Origin of the sequence: Sphingomonas sp. 37zxx (assembly GCF_000786205.1) — a bacterium.
Classification (GTDB): Bacteria; Pseudomonadota; Alphaproteobacteria; order Sphingomonadales; family Sphingomonadaceae; genus Sphingomonas.
Genome location: NZ_JROH01000055.1, coordinates 1 through 21,713, shown reverse-complemented (window position 1 = coordinate 21,713; position 21,713 = coordinate 1). Strand labels below are relative to the sequence as shown.

The following is a 21,713-nucleotide window of genomic DNA, read 5'->3' as shown; positions in this document are numbered from 1 at the left end:
TCCCAAACTGGCGGACGACCGAGCTTCGAACGCGGCGGGAGCAGCGGTTCCAAAATCGCCCATTCCGCATCCGTCAGATCGCTTGACAAAAGCAGGTCCGCTCTGCCATACTGCCGCCGATTAATATCGGTCCACATGTGCAACTCCGTCGTAGTCTCGCAACCACGTCTCAATCACATGTCACTGATATTACCCACCTTCTTTTTCGGTCAGCCTCTTAGATCAAACGGCCTCCGGCGATCCCGGTGCGGTTCAGGACGGAAAGAAATGTTTGGCCGGTGCGGTGCCAGTGACAGCGATCGTGCAGACGGCCGATATTCGGCGCTGCCGCGCGCGCTGACTGCGCTGGCGATTGTGGCCACTATCGCGTCGGGATGCGGGGGCGCAGGAACGACGCAACCGGCAGTGCGGGCCACAGATGCTTCACGACGTGATTGCCGTGCGCGCGCAGACGCGCCAATCGCCATTGCCGCGGGTCACTTCGCAATGGGTTCGCAGCAAGTCTATGCCGAGGAAGGTCCGGTACGCGACATTAGTGTAAATGCGTTCTGGATTGACCCGCACGAGGTTACCAACCGTCAGTTCGCTGCCTTCGTACGGGCGACCGGCTATACCACGGTCGCCGAACGTCCGGTTGACCCCGCACTATATGGGGTATCGGCGGATCAGGTTCCGCCCGATCTGCTCAAGCCCGGTTCGGCAGTGTTCAAAATGCCCAGCACCCCCTCCACGCGATATATGGACTGGTGGGAATATGTGCCGGGCGCGAATTGGCAAAAGCCTTACGGCCCCACCGGCCCTGACGGGGTAGCCGGCGAACCGGTTGCCCACCTCGCTTACACCGATATGGAAGCCTATGCGCGGTGGAAGGGCGGCAGGATCCCGACCGAGGCGGAGTGGGAATATGCAGCGCGTGCTGGCGGGCCCGACACGATCGAACGACCGACGGAAGCGAATAGCTGGCAGGGCGTGTTTCCCGTCCGAAACTTCGCGACCGACGGCTATGTCGGCATCGCCCCGGTTGGCTGCTTCAAGCCCAACGCCTGGGGCCTATATGATATGGTCGGGAATGTCTGGGAACTGACAAGCGACTATTACGCACCGTCTCACGACCCCGCCAGATCTTCGGAAAACCCTGCCGGGCCTTCGATTAAGCGCGTTGAGGGCCAAGGCAATCCCGGCGGACCGGCGCGCGTGATCAAGGGAGGTTCTTATCTGTGTGCGCCCAACTATTGCCGCCGCTATCGCGCAGCTGCCCGTAATCCGCGCGATACTTCGCTCGGCGCCAGCAACGTCGGTTTCCGTTTGGTGTACGACCGTTTGCCGTCATAGCATTTTCAGTGCGGCGTCACGATCATCGTAAATCGCCGCGAGTCGTGCGGAGCCAGCACCATCATCCCAGGTTTGTCCCGTAACTCTCCTGTGAAGCCTCGCGGGTCGGCGATTCCCCACCAAGGCTCGATGCACAGAAATCGCGCGCCCGGTTTGGTCCAGACCCCTATCGTATCGGCTCCCGGAAAAGCCACTTGCAGCCGCGCCCCGTTCGGCCCGCTATAGTCCACCGTCCGGCTCGCCAGCCCGTCCCAGATCAGTGCATCCTCTGTGAACAATGCGTCATCCAGCGCAAGCGTGCGCCCGTCCGCCAGCGGGCTTGCCCGATCGGCCCCCGCGACGAGCCCCCGATCCAGTCGCGTCAACATTCCTGGCTCGTCTGCTTCGAACCGTAGCATGTGCCCGTTCTTTCCCGCTTCTCCGGGCAAAGGCCAGGCGAATGCCGGGTGATAGCCGAAACTGCACGGCATCGGCGTGTCACCCTGGTTGGTAACCGTGCAGATGATCGTCAGTGCTCCATTGCCGATGCGATATTCAACATCCAGCGCGAAGCCGAATGGATAAATTGCGCGCGTCGCTGCATCGTCTGTCAGCCGGAACCGCACCTGTGTATCCGATCGGCCTAACTGCGCGAATTCCCGCCGCCGCGCAAAGCCATGCGGCGGCAGTTCGTAGGTCACCCCATCGACCCGATAGCGCCCGCCATTGAGCGCGCCCACGATCGGAAACAGCAAGGGAGACCGCCCGGTCCAAAAGGCGGGGTCGGCGTTCGTCATCCATTCCCGCCCGCCCGTGTCCGTCAGCGACGACAGTTCCGCTCCGAGCGGATTGACCGCGGCGGATAGCGCCTCGTCGCTTATTGTCACCCAGGCGCTCAAACAATCACCTCCATCGCCAGCGTCGCTCACGCCGTAGCGAGAAATCGATTTTTACTCCGCCGCTATTCTCCATCCCACCGGCGTGAGGCCTCTGGTGAAGGTCGGCAGTAGCTATTCGATTCGCCCTTCTATCGGTGCGGACAGCGCCGCAAAGGAGAGTCCCGCAAAGCTGTTCCCGGTGGAATCCAGAGTCTTTACCGCCGTTGCCTGAATGGGTGCCTTGACCTTGCGGAATTCCGGATAGGTGTTGCTTCTCACGACGGTGTTGCCGGTGAAGGCAAGGTGGTTGACGCGATAGGCGTGGACCAGCAGTCCGTCGAAAGTGACGAAACGATTGCCCGTGATGGAAACACGGCCGTGATATGGCGAGCGGCTGGTAGATTTCTTGCCGTCGACTGCCTCGATGTCGATAACCGCGACGCCCCACACGCCGTATTTGCAATTGTCGAACAGGTTGTTGCGGATCGTCACGTTTGCCGTGGGCCCGGATTCATACCAGTAATCCACGCCGCCCGAGATGCGCAGCGCTGCGCCCGGCGTGTGGAACCGGCAATTCTCGACAAGGATGTTACCGAGCGACGACAGCAGGATTCCGCGCGCGCGATTGGCCGAGACGGAGTTGCCGACAAAGTTGATGCCGGCATTGCGCGTCAGATTGTTGATGACATCGCCTTCATTGACTCGATCCGGCAGGTCGGCGTCGACAGTTACCGTCAGATAGCGATCATCGGTGTAGGCGACGGCGGCTACCTCGCCAGTGAACTTGACGTCGAGCTCCTGACCATCGGCGATCGAAACCTCGTCACCGACGTGAATCATGCGAACACCGCGCTGCTGGAATTCGGACAGTTCGCACGACAAGGCGCGCTTGCCGGTGGCCTTGAGAATGCGGACATAGATGCCGTGGACGTTCAACGCATCGTCGAGATGGTTGGCAAAGGTGCACTCGCGAACGTCAATTGTTCCCGTGCAATTCACGAAATGTGTCGCATCCACGACCGTGGACAGCAGCCGCGCCGATCCTTTGCGCGGCGCGACTTCGCACCTGACGATCGTGATGTCTTCGCTGACCTGGGCGATGACACCCATGCATCCGGCGTGCCGGATCTGCACATTTTCGATCCGCACGCGGGCGCAGTCGTTGACGAAGATCGCAGGGCAACGCCGCGTCGAGGGCATGATGACAACCCGATTGCCGACCTGCGGCAAACCCCGGAACCGCTGTTCCGCGGTTACCCGTACCCGGCGGCCGCCTAGATTTCGGACGGTGTATCGCCGCAGATACTTGCCGTCGCGCGCGCGAAAATGATTGTCCAGTGCCTGAAACGCGGTTTCGCGCCGGTCGGTATCGAACTCCAGGATGTTGCCGATGCCCTCTTGTTCGAAACCCTCGCCGACGAAGAACCACTGCCCTGCCTGATCGATGCGATACGAAAAATTCTCGAGGATTTGCAGTTCGAGCCACGTCCCGTCAGTGGCGGTCGCCAGCACGTCGCCTTCGCAGTAAAAGGGCGTGTGCCAGTCGATTTCCATGTTCTGCAGCGTGATATCACGCGATCCGATGAGGGCGAACGGCGTGACGGCACCGTGAAACACAAGCCGCGCGCCATTGCCGTCGATCGTCAGTCCATCGAAATCATCGACCGGAAATATGATCCGGTTGGTGCCCGGATCGTTGTTCGAGACCGCCATGTGCCGCACCAGTGCGGCATCCGGGTAGAAGTGGTGCTCACCCGGAGGGATATCCAGCACGGCGTTTTTCCTGCCCGACAGGCCGGTCAGCCGCGCGCGAAATACGGGGGTCTGGCTCGGATGCGCGCTGGGATGCTGCCTCGCAAGTGCGACGGGTGCGTTCGCGACACCCGCCAGCGCAAGTAGCCCGGTGCTGAATTTGCGTCGATCTAACATTAGCCTGTCCTCAGAACGAGATGTCGGCGCCGAGATAGAATACTCGGCCCGTCTGTTGGCTAGTTGTCAGATAATTTTCGAAGACATAATAGCCGTCGTCGACCCTCTGGGTGAGGTTGTTGATCTGCGCCTGAATCCGGAATTGCTTGGCCACCCGAAAAGACGCCGCCAGATCAATCAGTGTACGGCCATTGCTGACGAGCGGCGCGTTCAGCGGCAGCACTGTGCGGACACGGGTGCTGGCGTAACGCGCAGCAGCGCGAACCGAGACCGGCCCTTTCTCAAAGAATACGATGGCCGACCCCGTCGCCTTGGTGAATCCTTCGACACCTGGATCTCGGTCGGCAACGTCGTAGCGGAAGCTTCCGCTGGGAACCCGTTCATTCAGCAAGCCATAGCCAGGATCGATCGTGGTGAAGTTATAGCTTCCGTTCACGATGAAACCAAAGCCGTCGAGCGGGCTTGGAAGCCACTTCAAATCGTGACGAATGAACGCTTCGATACCATAGAAATCGCCGTTAGCCGCATTCACGGGAGACGTGAGGAGATAGTCCAGCCCGCCGATGGTTTCAGCCCTCACGGAGTCCACAATATAGTCTTTGACCTTCTTGTAATAGCCGCCGATCGACACCGCCGTTCCCGACCGCGGATACCATTCCAGCGTGACATCAACCTGATCGGAAATGATCGGCTTCAGCTGGGGGTTGCCGGCAACCCCGTCGAACGGCTGATCGAGCGTGTCGCCGCCCGTCAGGTTCCGAGAAAGTCGCTGGTCGGGGAAATTGGCGCGTGAAATCGCCCTGCCGATGCCAAGGCGCGCCTGCAGCTTAGGGTTCAATTGCAACCTCGCATTCAGCGAGGGCAGAAAATTTGTATAACTGTTGGTTTCGACCGCCGGGAGCAGCCCGTTCACCGTGACGGTCGTTAACCCGGTCGTCGGGTTTAGCGTGGAAACCAGATTGCCGGTGAACCCGTTCGCAGTCAGATCGGTGCGCACCACGCGCACACCGAACGAACCTGTCAGTGGCAAACTGCCCAAGGCGCTCCGGAACCCGAGGTTGACGTACCCCGCATAGGATTTCTCGATATTATCGACGAAACCGTTGAGTCTGACGGTATCGGTGACTGGGTACAGCAGGGTCGGGAGCGTGCCAAACACGGAGTTGAAATCCAGCAGAGCGAATGGCGTTGGGAGTACCCTGCCATACTGGTTGGTCACGTCAAAATCGACGTAGGGCTGGGCCGCGAAAAGGCTGGGCGACAAGCGGCCGACGGCGAATTGCGGGAATTGCGCCGGCAACCGCACATTGTTGTTGGCGTTATTATTTGTGAGCGATTCAATAGACCGGCTGGTGATACGAACACCCGTCGACACGTTGCTAATAAAGCCGTCGTCAAATTTCCGGTTCACGGCGAATTGTACGCCTCTGGCCTGGTCATCGACATCGATCGTCTGACCGTTATAGGCCTGCATCCCATAAAGCGCGATGTTCGACAGATCGCGATTGACGTTCGTCATTTGGATCGCTTCTGGCGTTAGCGTCAGCGTGTAGTTCACGTTGGCGAGTGTGAGGATCGGGCGGACTACTTCGAAATCTGCGATCGACCGCGAGGCATAGAGATCCAGCGCGAAATCCCATTTGCCGCTTTCATATGCGATGTTGCCGCCAACCATGTAGGCATCGTCGGTACGATCCAGCTTATCAAGGCGACTAAGAACCTGTCCGCCGACGATGTTCGCGGTCTGCAGCGCCCCCCCGCTGGTGGTCAGCGACGCATAGCGAGCGGGGACATTAAGGCCGGTAGGGTTCAAGATGTTGGTTCGGACCCGGGCTTCGGCATTGGTCACAATCCCGTCGAGCTTGATTCGAAGGCCCGAATTGGATTTCCATTCGACCACGCCGAATCCAGCGACGCGCTGAAACCTCTCTGCATTGGTCTGGAAAAGCAGGTTAAACGGCAGGATAACATCTTGGCCCAACACGGTCGTCTGATTGAATGTCTGTAGGTTCTGCTGTGCGGTAAATGTTGTTTCGTTCAAATAATTAAATCCGATTCCGATACCCAGCTCGCCGGCATCGCCCAAATCGAACTTGCGCGATCCATTAATATCGATCCGGGCACCTTTGTCAGAAATCAGATCGCTGTTGCGGTTGTACGGTGTGTATTGCGCGCGCGCTGCGATACGTAACTGGTTACGCGAATCTATTGGCGACGGTGTGTTGAGGTTGATGGTGCCAGATATTCCGCCGTCAACGATGTTGGCCGTGGTTGACTTATACACTGCGGCGGTCGTGAAGAACTCCGACGGATAGATGCGGTAGCGCACGTGACGATTGCCGCCACCGGACGCGAGTTCCCGCCCATTCACGGTGGTGAAGGTAAGTAAAGCCGGCAGGCCGCGAAGAGATATAGAATCGACAGACCCACGCGTTCGCGTGCCGACGACCCCCGGAACGAATTCCAGGCCGTCGGCGATACTGGTGGTTGGCAGGTTGGCCAGATCGCCGAGCGGGACAAAATCAGCAACGCTGTCGGCATTGCGCTTCGCGGCGACAATGCTGTCCAGGCTGTCGCGGAGCCCGGTAACGACAATGTCGTCGGTGGCCATCTGCGACTCATCAGGCGATGGCGAAGAGTTTCGCAAAGCGGCCTGCGGAGCCACCGTGCCGGGCGGCGTAGGTGCGGCTACGGGCGCTTTTTCCTGAGCGTGCGCAGACGTTGCCATCGCGATCGACAGGGCGAGTGTCGAGACAGTGGCCCTTCGCGACTGCTGCCAGACCGAATTAACGTTCATAGATCCTCCCCAGGCTTTGATTTTTGTATTTCACCATGCTATAAAAGCAACAGTGTGAAGAGGTCAACCGTGACTTCGGCCACCAAGAAGCGTCTCGAACGCGATCAGCCGCAGCAAGCGGCATCGTTGGATCAAGCGGACTAGGGAGTGGATTATGATAGGCACCAAACTGACATTCGTGACGCTCGCGGCGCTGGCAGGCATGGCCTCGGCCACGGCGATGGCTCAGGGTGTTTCGCCGGAAGTGGTTGCGCAGCGTAGTTTTTCGCGGGCCGATACGAATCAGGACGGCAAGCTCGATCTTGCGGAAGTCACCGCCATGGTGGCTGCGTGGAATGCTCCGCCACCGGCGACTGGTCCCGCTCCCAGCGCGGAACAGCGAGCCCAGGGATGGATCAACCGCAACGATGCCGACAAAAACGGTTCGATCGATCTGGCTGAAATGATCACCACGATGCGGGCACGTGCGGCGAAAGCCAAAGGGAACTGAGCATTCCGTTCGGCATGGCGGGGGCTGTGTTTTTGCAGCCGCCGCCATGTCGGCGATGTGCTTGACGACGTCACACGCGGGCGCCGCGTCGCACCGGCGCAGGATACACCCATTTTGGAACATGGGAATTTGAGCTGAGGATTCGGATATGATTTCTCGCAGGGGGTTGATTGGCGCGGGCGCGGCGACCGGGATCGCGGCAGCCGTGGGGCGACCGGCGCGTGCTGCATCGAATGCTGCGCGCTTTTCGCTCAACTTCGCGCCGCATGAGGGCAGCTTCGCCAGCAGAGGCGGCCTGATCGAGCAGATCGCGTTCGCAGCAGATCAGGGGTTTCGCGCGTGGGAGGACAATACTGCCAAGCGTCGCCCGGTGGTCGAACAAGACGCTATGGCAAAGGCGCTCTCCAGCCGCAACATGACGATGGGTGTGTTCGTCGCGAGCGGACCGGCCTGGGCCAAGGGGCGCCCATTCCTCGGCGGAAACGACGACAGCGACCGGGACGCATTTCTCGCCGACATCCAGGCATCCATCGAGCTGGCGAAGCGCCTCAATGTCAAATGGATGACGGTCGTAACTGGGTTGATGGAACCGAAACTGCCGATCGACGTGCAGACCGGCCGGATCATTGATTTGATGCGACGAGCGGGCGACATCGTTGCTCCACACGGCATGGTGCTGGTGATGGAACCGCTCAACACCCGAACAAATCATCCCGGCGCGTTCCTGCAAACGATTGCGCAGGGATTTTCCATCGCCAGGGGTGTATCGAAGCCTGGCGTGAAGGTGCTTGCAGACCTTTATCACGAGCAGATTCAGAGCGGCAACCTGATCCCGACGCTGGGCATGTGCTGGGATGAAATCGCCTATATCCAGTTCGGCGACAACCCCGGGCGAAAGGAACCAGGCACTGGCGAAGTCAATTTCGGGAATATCGTGCGCTGGCTGCGTGCGCGCCAATACAATGGCGTCATCGGCATGGAGCATGGCAATTCGATCACCGGCCCAGATGGCGAAGCACGGCTGATTGCTGCGTATCGCGCGATCGACGTGGCGTGAGGCGTCGCCGTGCCGCATGGGTGGTGAGTTTAGGCCTGATAGCTACTAACGCCGCGCTCGCCGAGGATGCACCGGGGTATCGAGATACGCCGATGCTGCCGGATGGTAAGTGGCGCGTCCATGATGCCGACCGGCCACAGCCGCCCGAGGTACAGCCGGGTGTGGCTCCCGGCGCGCCGCCATCCGATGCGATCGTGCTGTTTGCCGGTCACTCGCTCGATAAATGGGTGGCGACCGGCACGCCTTGGGCAGTGGCCGGCGGCATATTGACGGTTCCGCCGCGGACGAAGGGCGCGAAGGCGAGCGCGCTCGTCACGCGCGAGGCGTTTGGAGACGTCCAACTCCACCTGGAGTTCCGAACACCTGCCCCGCCAAGAGATGCAGGACAGGATCGCGCCAATAGCGGTATCATCTTCATGCAGCGCTACGAGATCCAGATCCTGGATGGCCATCATAACCCTACTTATGCTGATGGGACGGTGGGCTCCATTTATGGATGGAAGCCCCCTTTGGTGAACCCGTCGCGCGAACCGGGTGCGTGGCAGACTTACGACATCATCTTTGAGAGACCTCGCTTTGCTGCCGGCGGTACGCTCCAGCGGCCGGCCCATGTCACCGTCCTGCTTAATGGCGTGCTGGTCCAGAATCACCAGGCGATGCTCGGCGTAACCCGCTGGCGGCAGGTCGCTACATACGAACCGCATGGCGACGCCGCTCCGCTGCAACTGCAGGACCATGACTCGCCGGTATCCTTCCGGAACATCTGGGTCCGGCCGCTGTCTGCGGGCGCGACGCGGCAAGATCAGGCCGGAGAACGAAAATGATTGATCGCAGAACCGCGCTGGCCGGTGCCCTCGTCATGTTCGGCGCACAGATTTTTGCGCCGATCGCCCGGGCCGCCGGACAATCCGTTCCCCGTATCGTGCCGGCAACCGGCGAAGGGCCACCAAGCGAGGCAGTCTTTACGCCCATGCAGCGTGCACTCGTGGTGGCACTCAGCGAGCGAGTCATCCCGACCACGGATACGCCCGGGGCAATCGCTGCCGAGGTGCCGGCCTATATCGAAAAGCTGCTGGCCGATTGGTCTGCGCCGGATGAACGCAAGCCGATCATCGCGGGGTTGAACGCCATTGAAGCGCGCAGCCTGCAGGACTTTCAGACATCGGCGGCAACAGCCCTGCCCGAGCAGCAGGATGCGCTACTGACGCTGGCGATGAATGGCGAGATTCCGGGCGGCAAGCTCTTCTTCATCCCGTTTCGCCAGCTCGTGATCGCCGGCTACTACACGTCGGAAATCGGCATCACGCAGGAACGCGAATATTTGCCCATTCCCGGGTCTTATGACGGTGCCTTCCCCTATTCCGGGGTCAGCAAGATCTATTCGTTTTGATCGCGTGCCGTAGGCGCGGATAGGAGAGATACAGTGACTTCAACCGATCGGTTCGACGCAATTGTGATCGGCTCCGGCGTGAGCGGTGGCTTTGCGGCAAAGGAACTGACCGAACAGGGCCTGCGAGTCCTGATGCTGGATCGCGGCCAAATGGTGGAGCATGGCGACGGTTATATTCATGAGGGTAAGGCACTCTTTGAACTTCCCGGACGCAACAAAGTACCAGAAGCGCTGGTCAAAGCCGATTATTTCATGTCGCAGCACGGCGGCTTCACCCAGGCGACCATGCCGTTCTACAACAATGACCGACTGAACCCGTTCGCACATGAAGACGGCGAAAAATTCTACTGGGTCCGCCCCAGCTCGGTCGGAGGAAAATCGCTGATCTGGGGCCGATGGTCGTTCCGCTGGAGCCCGGATGATTTCGAAGCGAACAAGCGCGACGGCGCCGGGCTGGACTGGCCAATCCGCTATGACGACGTTGAACCATGGTACCGCTACGTCGAAAATTATGTTGGCATTTCGGGATCGCGCGAAAATTTGCCGCAATTGCCCGACAGCGAATTTCAGCCACCCATGCCGATGAACATCGCCGAAAAATGGGTAAAGCAGAGGCTTGAAACGGCGATGCCCGGCCGCAACCTCATCCATATGCGCACCAGCAACATGACGCAGGACAAGCCGGAACAGGGCCGCACCAAGTGTCAGTTCCGCAATCAGTGTAATCGTGGGTGTTCGTTCGGAGCGTATTTTTCGACCCAGGCAGTGACGCTTCCGGCGGCGCGGGCCACTGGCCGACTGACACTTCGCTCCGATGCCGTCGTCACCAACCTCGAGTATGACGCGGCAGCGAAGCGCATCACCGGCGTCCGGCTGATCGATGCCAAGACCGGTCAGGCCGAAGTCGTAACCGCGCGCCTCGTCTTTCTGTGCGCCTCGGCTATGGCGTCGTTGCAAATCCTGATGAACTCGCGCGGTGCCGGGAGCGAGCGTAGCATTTTCGACGCGAGCGGAACGCTTGGCCGATACGTGATGGATCACGTTCTTCGCGTGCACATCATGGGCAATGTGCCGGGAATGAACGACTATATTGAATATGGACGACGACCCGGTGGCGTCTACATACCGCGTTTCCGCAATCTTGCCCGCGACGAGGGACTTGGGTTCCGTCGCGGCTATGGATATCAGGGTGCTGCCAGCCGCTTCCCGCAGGGGCCCCAGGGCTTTGGTGCCGAAATGAAGCATGGTATGCGGCGCTACGCCGGATGGGTGATGCGGATGAGCGCCTTTGCGGAATGCCTGCCATACGAAGACAATTATGTGTCACTTCATGCCGAAAGGCGCGATCGGTTCGGCGTGCCGCTGTTGCGCTTCGACGTACGGTTCCGCGAAAACGAAATGAAGTTGATGGACGACGCGCAGACACAAGGCGAGGCGATGTTCCGCGCGGTGGGGATGCACAATGTGCGCAGCGAGCGCCACGAGCATGTGCCGGGCGATGCAATCCACGAAATGGGCGGTGCGCGCATGGGCACCGACCCGACGCAGTCGGTGGTCAACCGGTGGAGCCAGGCGCACGATGCGACCAATTTGTTCATCACCGACGGCGCCCAGATGACGTCAGCTTCCTGCGTGAATCCGTCGCTGACTTATATGGCGCTGACCGTGCGCGCGGCATGCCATGCGGTAAAGGCAATCAAGGCTGGAGCAATCTGACCGGCGGAGATCGGCTAACTGTGTCCCAGCGCGGCCCGACGCGTGGTGCTGCGGACATAGAACCCAATTTCAACTGACGTACCGTTCGCGCACGTCCCGCGGCGGGCAGCCGCTACGAAACAAATGCAGCATGTGGTTCACGACTGTCATTATTGCCGCAGGACCGCGTCAGCTATCCGGCAAGCGGCCGCGAGGTGGTTATTTGGTGATCTCTACGACGAGCAGGTCATCGCGAACAACGAGCGGCACCGATGTGACATTCGACCAGCTTTGATCGGGCGTTGCCGACATTCTTGGATAGTATGATTTCACTACGGGGGAGGTGAAACCCGTCCAGGACAGCGTGGTGCTTTGCCCCTGACCCGATGTGTCTGTGCTGACGACATCTTTCCAAAGCACAAGAAGAAAACTATTGTTGGATTTTTGAAGCAGCAGATGGCTGATGCCAGTGCCGGTGAATGAGAAGTTCAAATGTTGCGGAGTAAAGGTGGCAGCAGCGCTGCCGCTGTCATCAAGCACAGTCATCAAGCTCTTGACTGCCTGGAAAACTGGTCGGCGCGTGGCATCGCCCCGCATCAGGCCATAATTTCCGTTATCAGGCCCCTGATCCATGAGCTCAAACAAAAACGTTCTCGCTGCGTTGCGCTTGAAGAACTCCATCATCAGCCGAGGAACATATTTAGCAGCCTGGATTTCGGAAACAGCACTGCCGCCTTCACCCCCGGCGTTGGTTTGCTCACCAGTTTCGGTAACCCAAAATGTACCTGGTTTGAAATTACTGTGGAGGCCATTGATTACGCCGTCCATCGTGGTGTCGAATGACAGCGAATCATTTGGATTCGGCGTGGCCAGGTTAGGCTCGCGGCGTACCGCCTCAGTCGGCTTTTGGTTGCTTCTGTGATAATAGTGGATATTGCCAACGGTCGATTTTGTATCGACACCCCTAATTCTCATTTCGTTCAAGGCCCAATTATCGCGAAACCACACGCTTGGCGCAACAATAGGCCGGTTACCCCAACTGCTGTTCGTAAGATAGCTATGAAAGTTTGTCTGGAAGTTTGCTAATTGATCTGCCCAAAGCGGTTCATATTGATCGACGAGATACTGAAATTTTGACCATTCGTTTGGTCCTTCAAATGCGATTGCGGCATTTGATCCCAAAGCCCAATCTATAGAGTTTCGCATAGCTCCTGCGCTCTGGGTAGCGCTACCAAATGTAAAGAGAAATTTGACATTATAATCGTCGCGAAGCTGCTCGACACGATTTTGTTTGGCAATATCAGTAGCTAGATCCTGAGCGATCATGCGGACATATTTAATTTTCAATTCATTCAGTGCTGGCCCGATAGTCGACCATCTTGTTATATAGTTATTGGGGCCGTTGTCTGACTCCAGGTCGGCCCGGATGCCAATCCCATTGGTGAAGTCAAAAGCGCGCTTGGCGGTTTCCAGCGTAAGCGCCTGGCTGGTTACGATTGGCTCGGCGAGGGCGCTGCTTGACTGGGTGACAGCCCCTCTCGTTGAAGAGGCTGACGATGCTACTATAACATCGCCGGGACCTCCGGGGCCGCCGGAACCGCAGGCCGCCAGCGAGAAGCAGAGCACCATGGCGCTTGCACCGCTCCGCACAGGATTGCTGAAGACATCCGCCGCCGCAGCTGTCCGCAATGCCAGAAGTGAAGAGCGAAAGCGGCTATATCTGAATGTCCTGGCGACGGTTGGCATCCGGGCTGCCTGCCGGATTGTCCGAGCCGCAGACGCGTCATGACTGCCGTAGGTCATCAGATACCCCCCAATGTCACGAGATCTCGAGTCGGATCCCAGTGATTCAGATTATGATAAGAATGCTATAGTGGCAACAAACGATTGGCGGAGCTGCTTACCTCGGGGGACAGTGTCTCTTTCCGTGATCGGGTGATGAAAGAGGCTTGCGTGGCTGGAGCGAAGGCGGGCGGAGAGGGTGGTTCAATCGCTGACCGGCGATTGCGACTGCCCTGCTGCGGTGGCCACGATCGAACTTCGATGGAAGTCGCTGAAGCAGCACTTATCCGGCGCGCGATTTGCGGCGTTCCATGAACCAGATTTCGCCAAATACGACGAGCAGAACGATCGGCACGAGCGCGAGCCGCTCGAACGAGGCAGACGCGGCGGCATCCTCCACCGCGCGCTGCGCGTCGGGGGCCAGGCTTGCAAAGATGCCGGGGCCACCGGCGATTTCGACTTTCGCCCGGTCGAACATCCCGCCCAGCAGCGGAAGCACGAAGAAACTGGACAAAGCACCCGCCGATCCGACCAGGCCGAGCGCCCATGGACCGCCCCGCCGGTAACGCTCGGCGACCGAAGCCAACATCGTGGGCCACATCGCAGCGACACCCAGGCCCCAGACGGTCGATGCAAGGATGGCGGCGACGGGCGACTGCGCGCGCGACAACATGAACAGCCCGATCGCTGCAAGCAGGCTCGACACCCATAACAGGCCCGAATTGGAGAGGCGGCTGGCAATCCGTCCGGCGAAATGACGGAATATGAAAATCAGCGCGCTGACATAGGCCAGCAGCAGGATCCCGCGCATGCCGACACGGTTGGACAACGCGACGTCGATCCACTGACTGGGGGCGAGTTCGGACGCGGCAGTCAGGAACATGGCGCCGAACCATATGAAGAAGCTCGGCCGGCGGAAGATCTCGCCGATCATTTCGCCGAATGCGATGTTCCGCTCGCCCTGCACTGTCGTGGGAAAGGTCGTCGTCGCCGCAATCACGACTACGCCGATCGCGGGCAGGATCGCCAGCGCCATGATCCCTTGCCATGGCAGCGCAGCCGCAGGCAGCACGCCTGCCAGACCGCCCACGATCAGCCCGCCTGGATACCAGGCATGCAGCACGTTCAGCCGATGCGTCGTATCCTCAGGATATAGGCGCGCGGTCAGCGGATTGATCGCAGCTTCCGCAAGGCCCCAGCCGATTCCGCTCAACAACATCCCCGCCCAGACGAGATGATAGACTGTCATGCCGTTGGCGATCGTGCCCGCACCGACGATCAGGCCCGTTCCTATCAGAAAGCACAGCCCGCATCCGACCAGCATGCGCCGCATGCCGATGGTGTCCAGAAACGCGCTGGCCACGAAGAGGGTGATCGCAAATCCCAGAAAGGCCGATCCCAACGCTGCGCCGATCATCTCGCCCGCCTGAAGCGGTGCGACTGGATCAACCCATTGCGCCTTCAGGCTGCTCGCCGTCGCTGCGCGCAGCGACGCGCTGAACGCGGCGGTGAACAGCGCCAATACTCCCAGCCAGAACAACCGATTCCGATTTGCCATTGCCTCTCCCTTCGCGTTTTTTATCGTTCACCGGCCGACGCCCGGCTGGGCGTTAGTCAAGGCCCAGCAAGCCCCTGTTGGCCGCAGGATCACTGCCGCCTGCAAAATCGTCAAAGGCTCGCTCGGGCCGGCGGATCATATGCGCGGCGATGAACGGCGCGCCTTCGCGTGCGCCGTCTTCGGGATGCTTGAGACAGCACTCCCATTCGAGCACTGCCCAGCCGCCATAACCATATTGGGTCAGGCGTGAGAATATGGCACCGAAATCCACCTGGCCATCGCCCAGCGAACGGAATCGCCCCGGCCGGTCCACCCAATCCTGGTACCCGCCATAAACCCCGGATCGACCGGTCGGATTGAGTTCCGCGTCCTTGACGTGGAACATGCGGATACGGTCATGATAGATGTCGATGAACGCAAGATAGTCCATCGCCTGTAGCACGAAATGGCTTGGGTCGTAGAGGATGCAGGCGCGCCGATGGCAACCGACTGCCGCCAGAAAGCGCTCGAACGTCGCGCCATCGTGCAGATCCTCGCCGGGATGCAACTCGAAGCAAAGGTCGATACCTTCCTCGTCGAAGACATTCAGGATCGGTGTCCAGCGGCGGCCCAGTTCGGCAAACGCCTCTTCGACCAGTCCGGCCGGGCGTTGCGGCCATGGATAGATGAACGGCCAGGCCAGCGCGCCGGAAAAGGTGGCGTGCGCCGATAAACCCATGCGGCGGCTCGCCCGTGCCGCCAGCGCTAGTTGCGCAGCGGCCCATTGCTGCCGCTCGACCGGCTTGCCGCGCAATTCCGGCGGCGCGAACCCATCGAACATCGTGTCATATGCCGGATGCACCGCAACCAGTTGCCCCTGAAGATGCGTCGAAAGTTCGGCGATCTCCACGCTGGCCTCGCGGCACGTGCCGATCAGTTCGTCGCAATAGTCTTGGCTGTCGGCCGCCAGCGCCAGATCGATGCAGCGGGCATCCCATGTCGGGATCTGTACGCCGGCATAGCCCGCATCACCCATCCAGCGCGCGGCATTCGACAATGTGTCGAAGGGCGCATCATCGCCCATGAACTGAGCCAGAAACACAGCTGGCCCGCGCATGGCCGCATGGCTGGTCATTTCCTGGTTTCGGCCTTGAGATAGACGACGAGCGCCGCGCGCTTTGTCGCATCGGGTACAGTGATCGGCATACGCGTTCCGGGCACTTTCTTCGACGGTGCGGCGAGATATTCGCTCACCGTCTTGTCATCCCAACGCAGTTTCGATGCTTTCAGCGCGGGGGAATAGTTGAACCCCGGCACGCTCGCAGCCGGACGGCCGAACATGCCACTCAGATTGGGACCAACGCCGTTACGCCCGCCCTTTTCCAGTGTGTGGCACGCGCGGCAGACGGCGAATGCCCGCTCGCCGATTGATGCAGAGCCTTGCGCTGGCTGTGGCGCTGGCTCGGCCGCAGTAACCGTAACCGCAACACCTGCGGCAAGGAAAGCGACGATTCCTGCGATGCCTTTCATCTCACTCTCCACGGGCATTTGATTAGTTGATGCTATAGATGATACAATCGCAAAATGGCGTTAACAAGGCGTATCGTCGCCCGCTGAGGCGGATATTGGTAAGGATCAACCATGGGATATACGTCGCCCCGGCCGAAGGTTATATTGCGGTTGGGTATGGTTGGGGGCGGGGAGGGCGCGTTTATCGGGGCCGTTCACCGGATTGCCGCAGCAATCGATGGCGACTGGAGCTTGACGTGCGGATCATTCAGTAGCGACGCGGGGCGTAACGCACGAACCGGTGCGACGCTGGGATTGCAAAACGATTGCGTCTACGCCGACATTACCGCGATGCTGGCTAGCGAGCGGGCGAAGCCGGTGGGCGAGCGCATGGATGCTTTGGCTATCGTGACCCCAAATCACTTGCATGCGCCGATGGCGATCGCCGCGCTTGATGCGGGTTTTCACGTGATGTGCGAGAAGCCCATGGCGCTGAACGAAAGCGAGGCGCATGCGATTGGGGATGCAGTGCGCCGCAGTGGAAAGTGCTTCGCGCTGGCGTTCACCTATGCCGGCTGCCCCTTGGTACAGGAGGCGCGAGCGCGCGTTGCACAAGGCGATTTCGGCACAATCCGGCTGGTTCAGGTCGAGTATCTCCAAGGCTGGCTTAGCGAGCCGATTGATGCCGGGGGCAACCGCCAGGCCGAGTGGAGAACCGATCCAACCAGAGCAGGCGGTGCGGGCTGCCTGGGCGACATCGGCAGCCATGCGTTTCACTTGGCCGAGTTCGTTTCCGGCCTTCGTGCCGAATCGATCTGCGCCGATCTCGCAACGCACGTTCCGGGAAGACGGCTCGATGACGATGCTACGGCAATGCTACGGTTCTTCGGCGGGGCCAGGGGCGTATTGAAGGCGTCGCAGGTTGCTGCCGGTGAAGAAAACGGCCTGAAACTTCGCATCCATGGCGAGCGGGGTGGCCTGGAATGGACACAGGCTGAGCCGAACAGTCTGGTGCTGCGATGGCTCGATCGGCCGACGGAGATCGTTCGCGCCGGTGGCCCGGGAATGTCCGCTCCGTCAGCGAAATTACTTCGCACTCCCGCCGGCCATCCCGAAGGGTATCTGGAGGCGTTCGCCAACCTGTATCGAGGATTCGCAACGGAAATTCGGCACGCCGCGGGCATCGATCGCGCCGAATCGCCGCGGTTTCCGGGACTCGATGATGGCGTGAGAAGCGCTGCTTTCGTGGCGGCAATGATCGCCAATGCCGGCTCGGACCAGAAGTGGACGCCGGTTGCATGAGTCCCCGCGAAGCCTGCGCCGCTGGATTTTGCCATTGCGGACGCGATCGATCCCAGTCCGAAAACCAGAATACTTCTGGAGAAGAGCTATGAGAAGCTTACGAACGTTGCTGGCGAGTTTATCGGTCGCAACAGCCACGCTCACGATCCCCGCCTTTGCGCAAGTGCCGCCTGCGCCCGCGCGGGTGAGCGAGGCGACTGAGCGCCGCCCCAACGTCGTGTTCATCATCGCCGACGATCACGGCACGGATGCAATCGGAGCATGGGGGAATCGCACGATTCAAACCCCGGCTCTCGACGCGCTTGCGCGGGATGGAACGCGGTTCACAAGCGCCTTTGCGACGAGCGCAAGCTGTAGCCCCAGCCGCTCGGTTCTTCTGACCGGACAGCAAGGGCATCGCAATGGCGCCTATGGCCTGGAACACAACGTCCATCATTTCCAGGCATTCGAAACCGTCCAGTCGCTGCCGGTGATGCTGGCCCGCAATGGCTATCGCACCGGCCGGATCGGCAAATATCATGTCGGGCCAGAGAGCGTGTTTCATTTCGACGAAGTGCTCGCCCCGGAAATGGCCAAGGGCTACTCGTTGGGGCGCAGCCCGGTCGAAATGGCCAACGCCGCCACTCCGTTTTTGTCGAAAAGCGACCAGCCGTTTTTCCTTTATTTTGCGTTCGAGGATCCGCACCGCATCGGGCCTTATGAACCGGATACGGCGAACAGCTTCGGCAATCGGCCTGGCAGTTATCCGGGGGTCAGGTCGATCACTTATGATCCAGCCAAGGTGACCGTGCCGCCTTTCCTGCCTGATCGGCCGGAGGTTCGCGCAGAACTGGCGCAATATTATCAATCGGTATCCCGGATGGACCAAGGCATTGCGACCCTGATCGCCGCTTTGAAGAAGGCGGGAAAATACGACAATACGATCATCGTCTATCTGTCCGACAACGGCATAGCCTTTCCGGGTGCAAAGACGACGTTGTACGATCCGGGCATCCGCTTGCCCTTGATCATCAAGCAACCAAAATCGACCCGCGCCGGCAGCGTATCGGATGCGCTGGTATCATGGACCGACATCACGCCGACCCTGCTGGACATGACCGGCGCCGCTAGAAACCTGCCCAAATTCGACGGAACGTCGCTTCGTCCGGTGCTCGCGGGCGCTCCGGAAGTGCCGGGTCGTGATGCGATCTTCGGATCGCACACGATGCATGAAGTGACCATGTATTACCCGATGCGGATGATCCGCGACCATCGCTACAAGCTGATCTGGAACATCGCTGCCCCTCTGACCTATCCCTCGGCATCCGACCTGTTTCAATCGAGTACATGGACGGCGGCGATGCGTCGGCCCGACATCCTTTACGGTAAACGCTCGATCACAGCCTATCTGCATCGCCCGACATATGAACTTTACGACCTCCAGTCCGATCCGGATGAAGTGCGCAACCTTGCCGATCTTCCGGCCCACCAGGCCGCTTTGAAAACGTTGAAGGGAAAACTCCTGGCCTATCTGAAGACGACCCGCGACCCGTGGTTGGTCAAGCAAGACTATGAATGATGAATAGAGGCGCGTTGGAGGTGGAACTGATCGGTGACTTACTCGTCGTGGCTGACTTCATCGTCGTCACGCACTGACAATGATCTACCTACCGTTTTCGTAAGTTGAGTATTTGGAGAGAAAAATGCCCCGATCTTGGCGTGTCGCATATGCTGCTTTCGGAATGGCGCTGACCGTCGCCTGCGGCCTGCCCCGGGCCGAAGCGCAGCCGGTATCAACGAAATTCAATTCGCTGTTCCAGAACCATATGGTCATGCAGCGCAACAAGCCAATCAGGATCTGGGGACGCGGGGCACCAAAATCGCGATTGACCGTCACGTTCGCCGGTCAATCGCGATCGATTGCGGTCGACAAGATGGGACGATGGAATGTGGAATTTCCGGCGCGCGCGGCCGCGACTGGCCTTTCTCTCGCCTTGCGCGAGGCGAGCGGCATCGAAACGCGCCTAGACGACGTGGCGATCGGCGATGTATTCTTGTGCTCGGGCCAGTCGAACATGGAATTTTCCACAGGCTATGCGCTCAATTCGAAGCAGGAGCTGGCAAAGCCAGGCGACCGCGCAATCCGGCTGCTGGAGATACGGCAGGCGGCTGTGTCAAGCCGGGCCGAAGACATTCCCACCGAAAGCGTGTGGAGCGTTCCCAACGCAGCCAATGTAAAAGACTTTTCCGCTCTTTGCATGTTTTTCGGTCGGCAGGTGACCGCGGATCGGAAAGTCTCCGTGGGTCTGGTGCAGTCGGCATGGGGTGGCACGCAGATCGAAAGCTGGATGAGCGGAGCGGCGATACGGGCAGCGGACGCATCGGTGCCCGGGCTCGCGCTGCTCGATCTCCACGCTCGCGATTCCGTCGCCGGTCAGGCGGCGTATGGCAAGATTTGGGAACGTTGGTGGGAACAACGTCGTCCGGGCGCGGACGTGCCTTGGATGGTTACCTCTGAGCAGGTCGCAGAGATGCCGTCGGTGACGACGCCGGGAAACTGGCGAAAGTCGGCTGATCCTGCGCTCGCCACCTTTGACGGGACCAATTGGTTCCACCGGCCAACCACGCTGACCCCTGCGCAGGCGAAGGCCGTTACGCGCGCGATGCTGGGCGCGGTAGCGCCAATCGGCGCGCTATGGATCAATGGCTATTTCGTCGGAGGCACCCGCGGTGACGGTGTTGCCGTGCTTGACGTTCCCAAGGGTGTCTTGCGGGCCGGAATCAACATCGTTTCGGTTGCCGCTGTCGGCGCGAACCGCAACGCGCCAGCCGGATTGATTGGACCGGCGGCGGCGATGCAACTGGCCGGCATCGATGGCACATCTGTTTCGATTGCCGACGGGTGGCATTATCAACGCGGCGAGAACAGGGCGGAGTGGCCCCCTGCCGCCCCCTGGGAAGATCGTCGCGGTCTCACCGGCATTTACAATGCAATGATCGCTCCGCTCGGCACGTTCAGCTTCGCCGGCGTGCTCTGGTATCAGGGGGAGAATAACGCATCGGGTGGCACGACGCCCTATGCGCCTCTGCTGAGTTCAATGATGGAATCGTGGCGAGGTCAGTTCCAGGATCGCGAGCTGCCATTCATTATATTCCAGCTGGCCAATTTTGGCTCGCTCACCCCGGTCCCGCAGAATGATCGCTGGTCAGCCGTGCGCGAGGCGCAGCGCCGCGTCGTGGCGGACGATCGCAACGCGGCACTTGTCGTACTGATCGACATCGGGGAGCGGTTCGACATTCATCCCCCGAATAAGCAGGTCGCTGCCGCGCGAGCCTATCGCGCCGCAAAGCACGTCATCTATCGCGAGCCCGGCATCCCCTCTGGGCCCTCGCCAAGGGGTGCTTATCGCGATGGACACACCGTCGTCGTCCGTTTTGGCGACATTGCAGACCAGTTGGTCGTGATGAGCGGCAACCGGCCAAATGCTTTCGAGTTATGTGCCGGCAATGGCCAGAATTGTTACTTTGCCGATGCCATAATCGAGGGTGCCAACGTCCGAATCGAGGGGTCGTCCGGCAAGCCGGCCGAGATCGTCCGATATTGCTGGGCCGCCGCGCCCATGTGCACGCTTTACGATAAGTCAGGTGAGCCGGTCGGGCCATTCGAACTCACGGTTGCCCCGGCAATAATCGGCCGACACCAGGAACGGTCGCTGTATCAGCCGACGGTATCAGATCCCAGCGCCGAACCGATGCGGCGCCAGGCCACAGCAACCTGGATCGACCTCGAACAAGGCACCCGCATTCGGCTCTGACACGCCTTTTGCCGCGGACGTGACGAACATGCGATCGAGCGATGCGCCGGCGAAAGTCATACTTGTGATCTGCGAAGCGGGCAGGGCGATGGAGCGTTCGATCTTCCCGGCCGGATCGAACCGGCTGATGCGCGAGCCACCCCAATGAGCGACCCATAAGCCGCCGTCGGCGTCAAAGGTCATGCCGTCCGGCTTGCCCCACGCATCTGAGCACCTGAGCACCTCCATCAACCCGGTGATCT

18 protein-coding genes are annotated in these 21,713 nt (G+C 60.1%); 9 read left to right on the top strand and 9 right to left on the bottom strand.

Going from position 1 to position 21,713, the window contains the following annotated elements; genetic code table 11:
• Positions 1–137, bottom strand: a 137-nt coding sequence (locus QU44_RS18325; RefSeq protein ID WP_156141225.1) for a transposase, incomplete at its 3' end; no start/stop codon positions are given.
• Positions 138–354: 217 nt separating this feature from the next.
• Between QU44_RS18325 and QU44_RS15250 the strand changes: the two genes are divergently transcribed.
• Positions 355–1,332, top strand: coding sequence for a formylglycine-generating enzyme family protein (locus tag QU44_RS15250; protein WP_269429178.1), 978 nt, complete (start codon positions 355–357; stop codon positions 1,330–1,332).
• A 5-nt stretch (positions 1,333–1,337) separates the two neighbouring features.
• On the opposite strand, the gene QU44_RS15245 is transcribed toward QU44_RS15250, so the two are convergent.
• From QU44_RS15245 to QU44_RS15235, 3 genes are all read right to left on the bottom strand, one after another.
• The gene (locus tag QU44_RS15245; RefSeq protein WP_331377476.1) at positions 1,338–2,198 is read right to left on the bottom strand and encodes an aldose 1-epimerase family protein; all 861 of its coding nucleotides are present in this window, start codon (positions 2,196–2,198) and stop codon (positions 1,338–1,340) included.
• 123 nt (positions 2,199–2,321) lie between these two features.
• Positions 2,322–3,962, bottom strand: a complete 1,641-nt coding sequence (locus QU44_RS15240; RefSeq protein WP_197054347.1) for a right-handed parallel beta-helix repeat-containing protein — start codon at positions 3,960–3,962, stop codon at positions 2,322–2,324.
• A gap of 166 nt (positions 3,963–4,128) precedes the next feature.
• Positions 4,129–6,915, bottom strand: a complete 2,787-nt coding sequence (locus QU44_RS15235) for a TonB-dependent receptor (protein WP_081988098.1) — start codon at positions 6,913–6,915, stop codon at positions 4,129–4,131.
• A gap of 154 nt (positions 6,916–7,069) precedes the next feature.
• On the opposite strand from QU44_RS15235, the gene QU44_RS15230 reads away from it, so the two are divergent.
• The 5 genes from QU44_RS15230 to QU44_RS15210 all read left to right on the top strand — a co-directional run bounded on the left by QU44_RS15230 (position 7,070) and on the right by QU44_RS15210 (position 11,568).
• Positions 7,070–7,405, top strand: coding sequence for an EF-hand domain-containing protein (locus tag QU44_RS15230; protein WP_033923256.1), 336 nt, complete (start codon positions 7,070–7,072; stop codon positions 7,403–7,405).
• 166 nt (positions 7,406–7,571) lie between these two features.
• On the top strand, positions 7,572–8,462 hold the full coding sequence (locus QU44_RS15225) for a hydroxypyruvate isomerase family protein (RefSeq protein ID WP_231621766.1): 891 nt from the start codon (positions 7,572–7,574) through the stop codon (positions 8,460–8,462).
• A 23-nt stretch (positions 8,463–8,485) separates the two neighbouring features.
• Positions 8,486–9,286 (top strand): 3-keto-disaccharide hydrolase, encoded by an 801-nt coding sequence (locus QU44_RS15220; RefSeq protein ID WP_231621765.1) that lies wholly within the window; start codon positions 8,486–8,488, stop codon positions 9,284–9,286.
• On the top strand, positions 9,283–9,852 hold the full coding sequence (locus QU44_RS15215; RefSeq protein ID WP_033923253.1) for a gluconate 2-dehydrogenase subunit 3 family protein: 570 nt from the start codon (positions 9,283–9,285) through the stop codon (positions 9,850–9,852). The genes QU44_RS15220 and QU44_RS15215 overlap by 4 nt, the downstream gene beginning before the upstream one ends.
• A gap of 33 nt (positions 9,853–9,885) precedes the next feature.
• Positions 9,886–11,568 carry a GMC oxidoreductase gene (locus tag QU44_RS15210; RefSeq protein WP_033923252.1) on the top strand — a complete coding sequence of 561 codons (1,683 nt, stop codon included), beginning with the start codon at positions 9,886–9,888 and terminating at the stop codon, positions 11,566–11,568.
• Between the two features lie 198 nt (positions 11,569–11,766).
• Here QU44_RS15210 and QU44_RS18320 read toward each other — a convergent pair whose 3' ends face one another.
• The 4 genes from QU44_RS18320 to QU44_RS15190 form a co-directional block, all read right to left on the bottom strand.
• Positions 11,767–13,293 (bottom strand): hypothetical protein, encoded by a 1,527-nt coding sequence (locus QU44_RS18320; RefSeq protein WP_156141224.1) that lies wholly within the window; start codon positions 13,291–13,293, stop codon positions 11,767–11,769.
• A 319-nt stretch (positions 13,294–13,612) separates the two neighbouring features.
• Positions 13,613–14,887, bottom strand: coding sequence for an MFS transporter (locus tag QU44_RS15200; protein ID WP_033923250.1), 1,275 nt, complete (start codon positions 14,885–14,887; stop codon positions 13,613–13,615).
• Between the two features lie 52 nt (positions 14,888–14,939).
• Complete coding sequence (locus QU44_RS15195; protein ID WP_033923249.1) at positions 14,940–16,001, bottom strand: sugar phosphate isomerase/epimerase family protein; 1,062 nt, start codon at positions 15,999–16,001, stop codon at positions 14,940–14,942.
• A complete protein-coding gene (locus tag QU44_RS15190; RefSeq protein ID WP_052134940.1) occupies positions 15,998–16,396 on the bottom strand; it encodes a c-type cytochrome in 399 nt (132 codons plus the stop codon). Before QU44_RS15190 ends, QU44_RS15195 begins: the two co-directional genes overlap by 4 nt.
• 111 nt (positions 16,397–16,507) lie before the next feature.
• Here QU44_RS15190 and QU44_RS15185 point away from each other — a divergent pair, with 111 nt between their 5' ends.
• The 3 genes from QU44_RS15185 (at position 16,508) to QU44_RS17555 (ending at position 21,471) form a co-directional block, all read left to right on the top strand.
• Positions 16,508–17,677 carry a Gfo/Idh/MocA family protein gene (locus QU44_RS15185; RefSeq protein ID WP_033923248.1) on the top strand — a complete coding sequence of 390 codons (1,170 nt, stop codon included), beginning with the start codon at positions 16,508–16,510 and terminating at the stop codon, positions 17,675–17,677.
• Between the two features lie 217 nt (positions 17,678–17,894).
• The gene (locus tag QU44_RS15180; protein WP_197054345.1) at positions 17,895–19,235 is read left to right on the top strand and encodes a sulfatase family protein; all 1,341 of its coding nucleotides are present in this window, start codon (positions 17,895–17,897) and stop codon (positions 19,233–19,235) included.
• A 163-nt stretch (positions 19,236–19,398) separates the two neighbouring features.
• Positions 19,399–21,471 (top strand): sialate O-acetylesterase, encoded by a 2,073-nt coding sequence (locus tag QU44_RS17555; RefSeq protein WP_052134934.1) that lies wholly within the window; start codon positions 19,399–19,401, stop codon positions 21,469–21,471.
• On the opposite strand, the gene QU44_RS17930 is transcribed toward QU44_RS17555, so the two are convergent.
• Positions 21,388–21,713, bottom strand: a 326-nt coding sequence (locus QU44_RS17930) for an SMP-30/gluconolactonase/LRE family protein (protein WP_033923246.1), incomplete at its 5' end; no start/stop codon positions are given. The two genes, QU44_RS17555 and QU44_RS17930, sit on opposite strands and share 84 nt — an antisense overlap.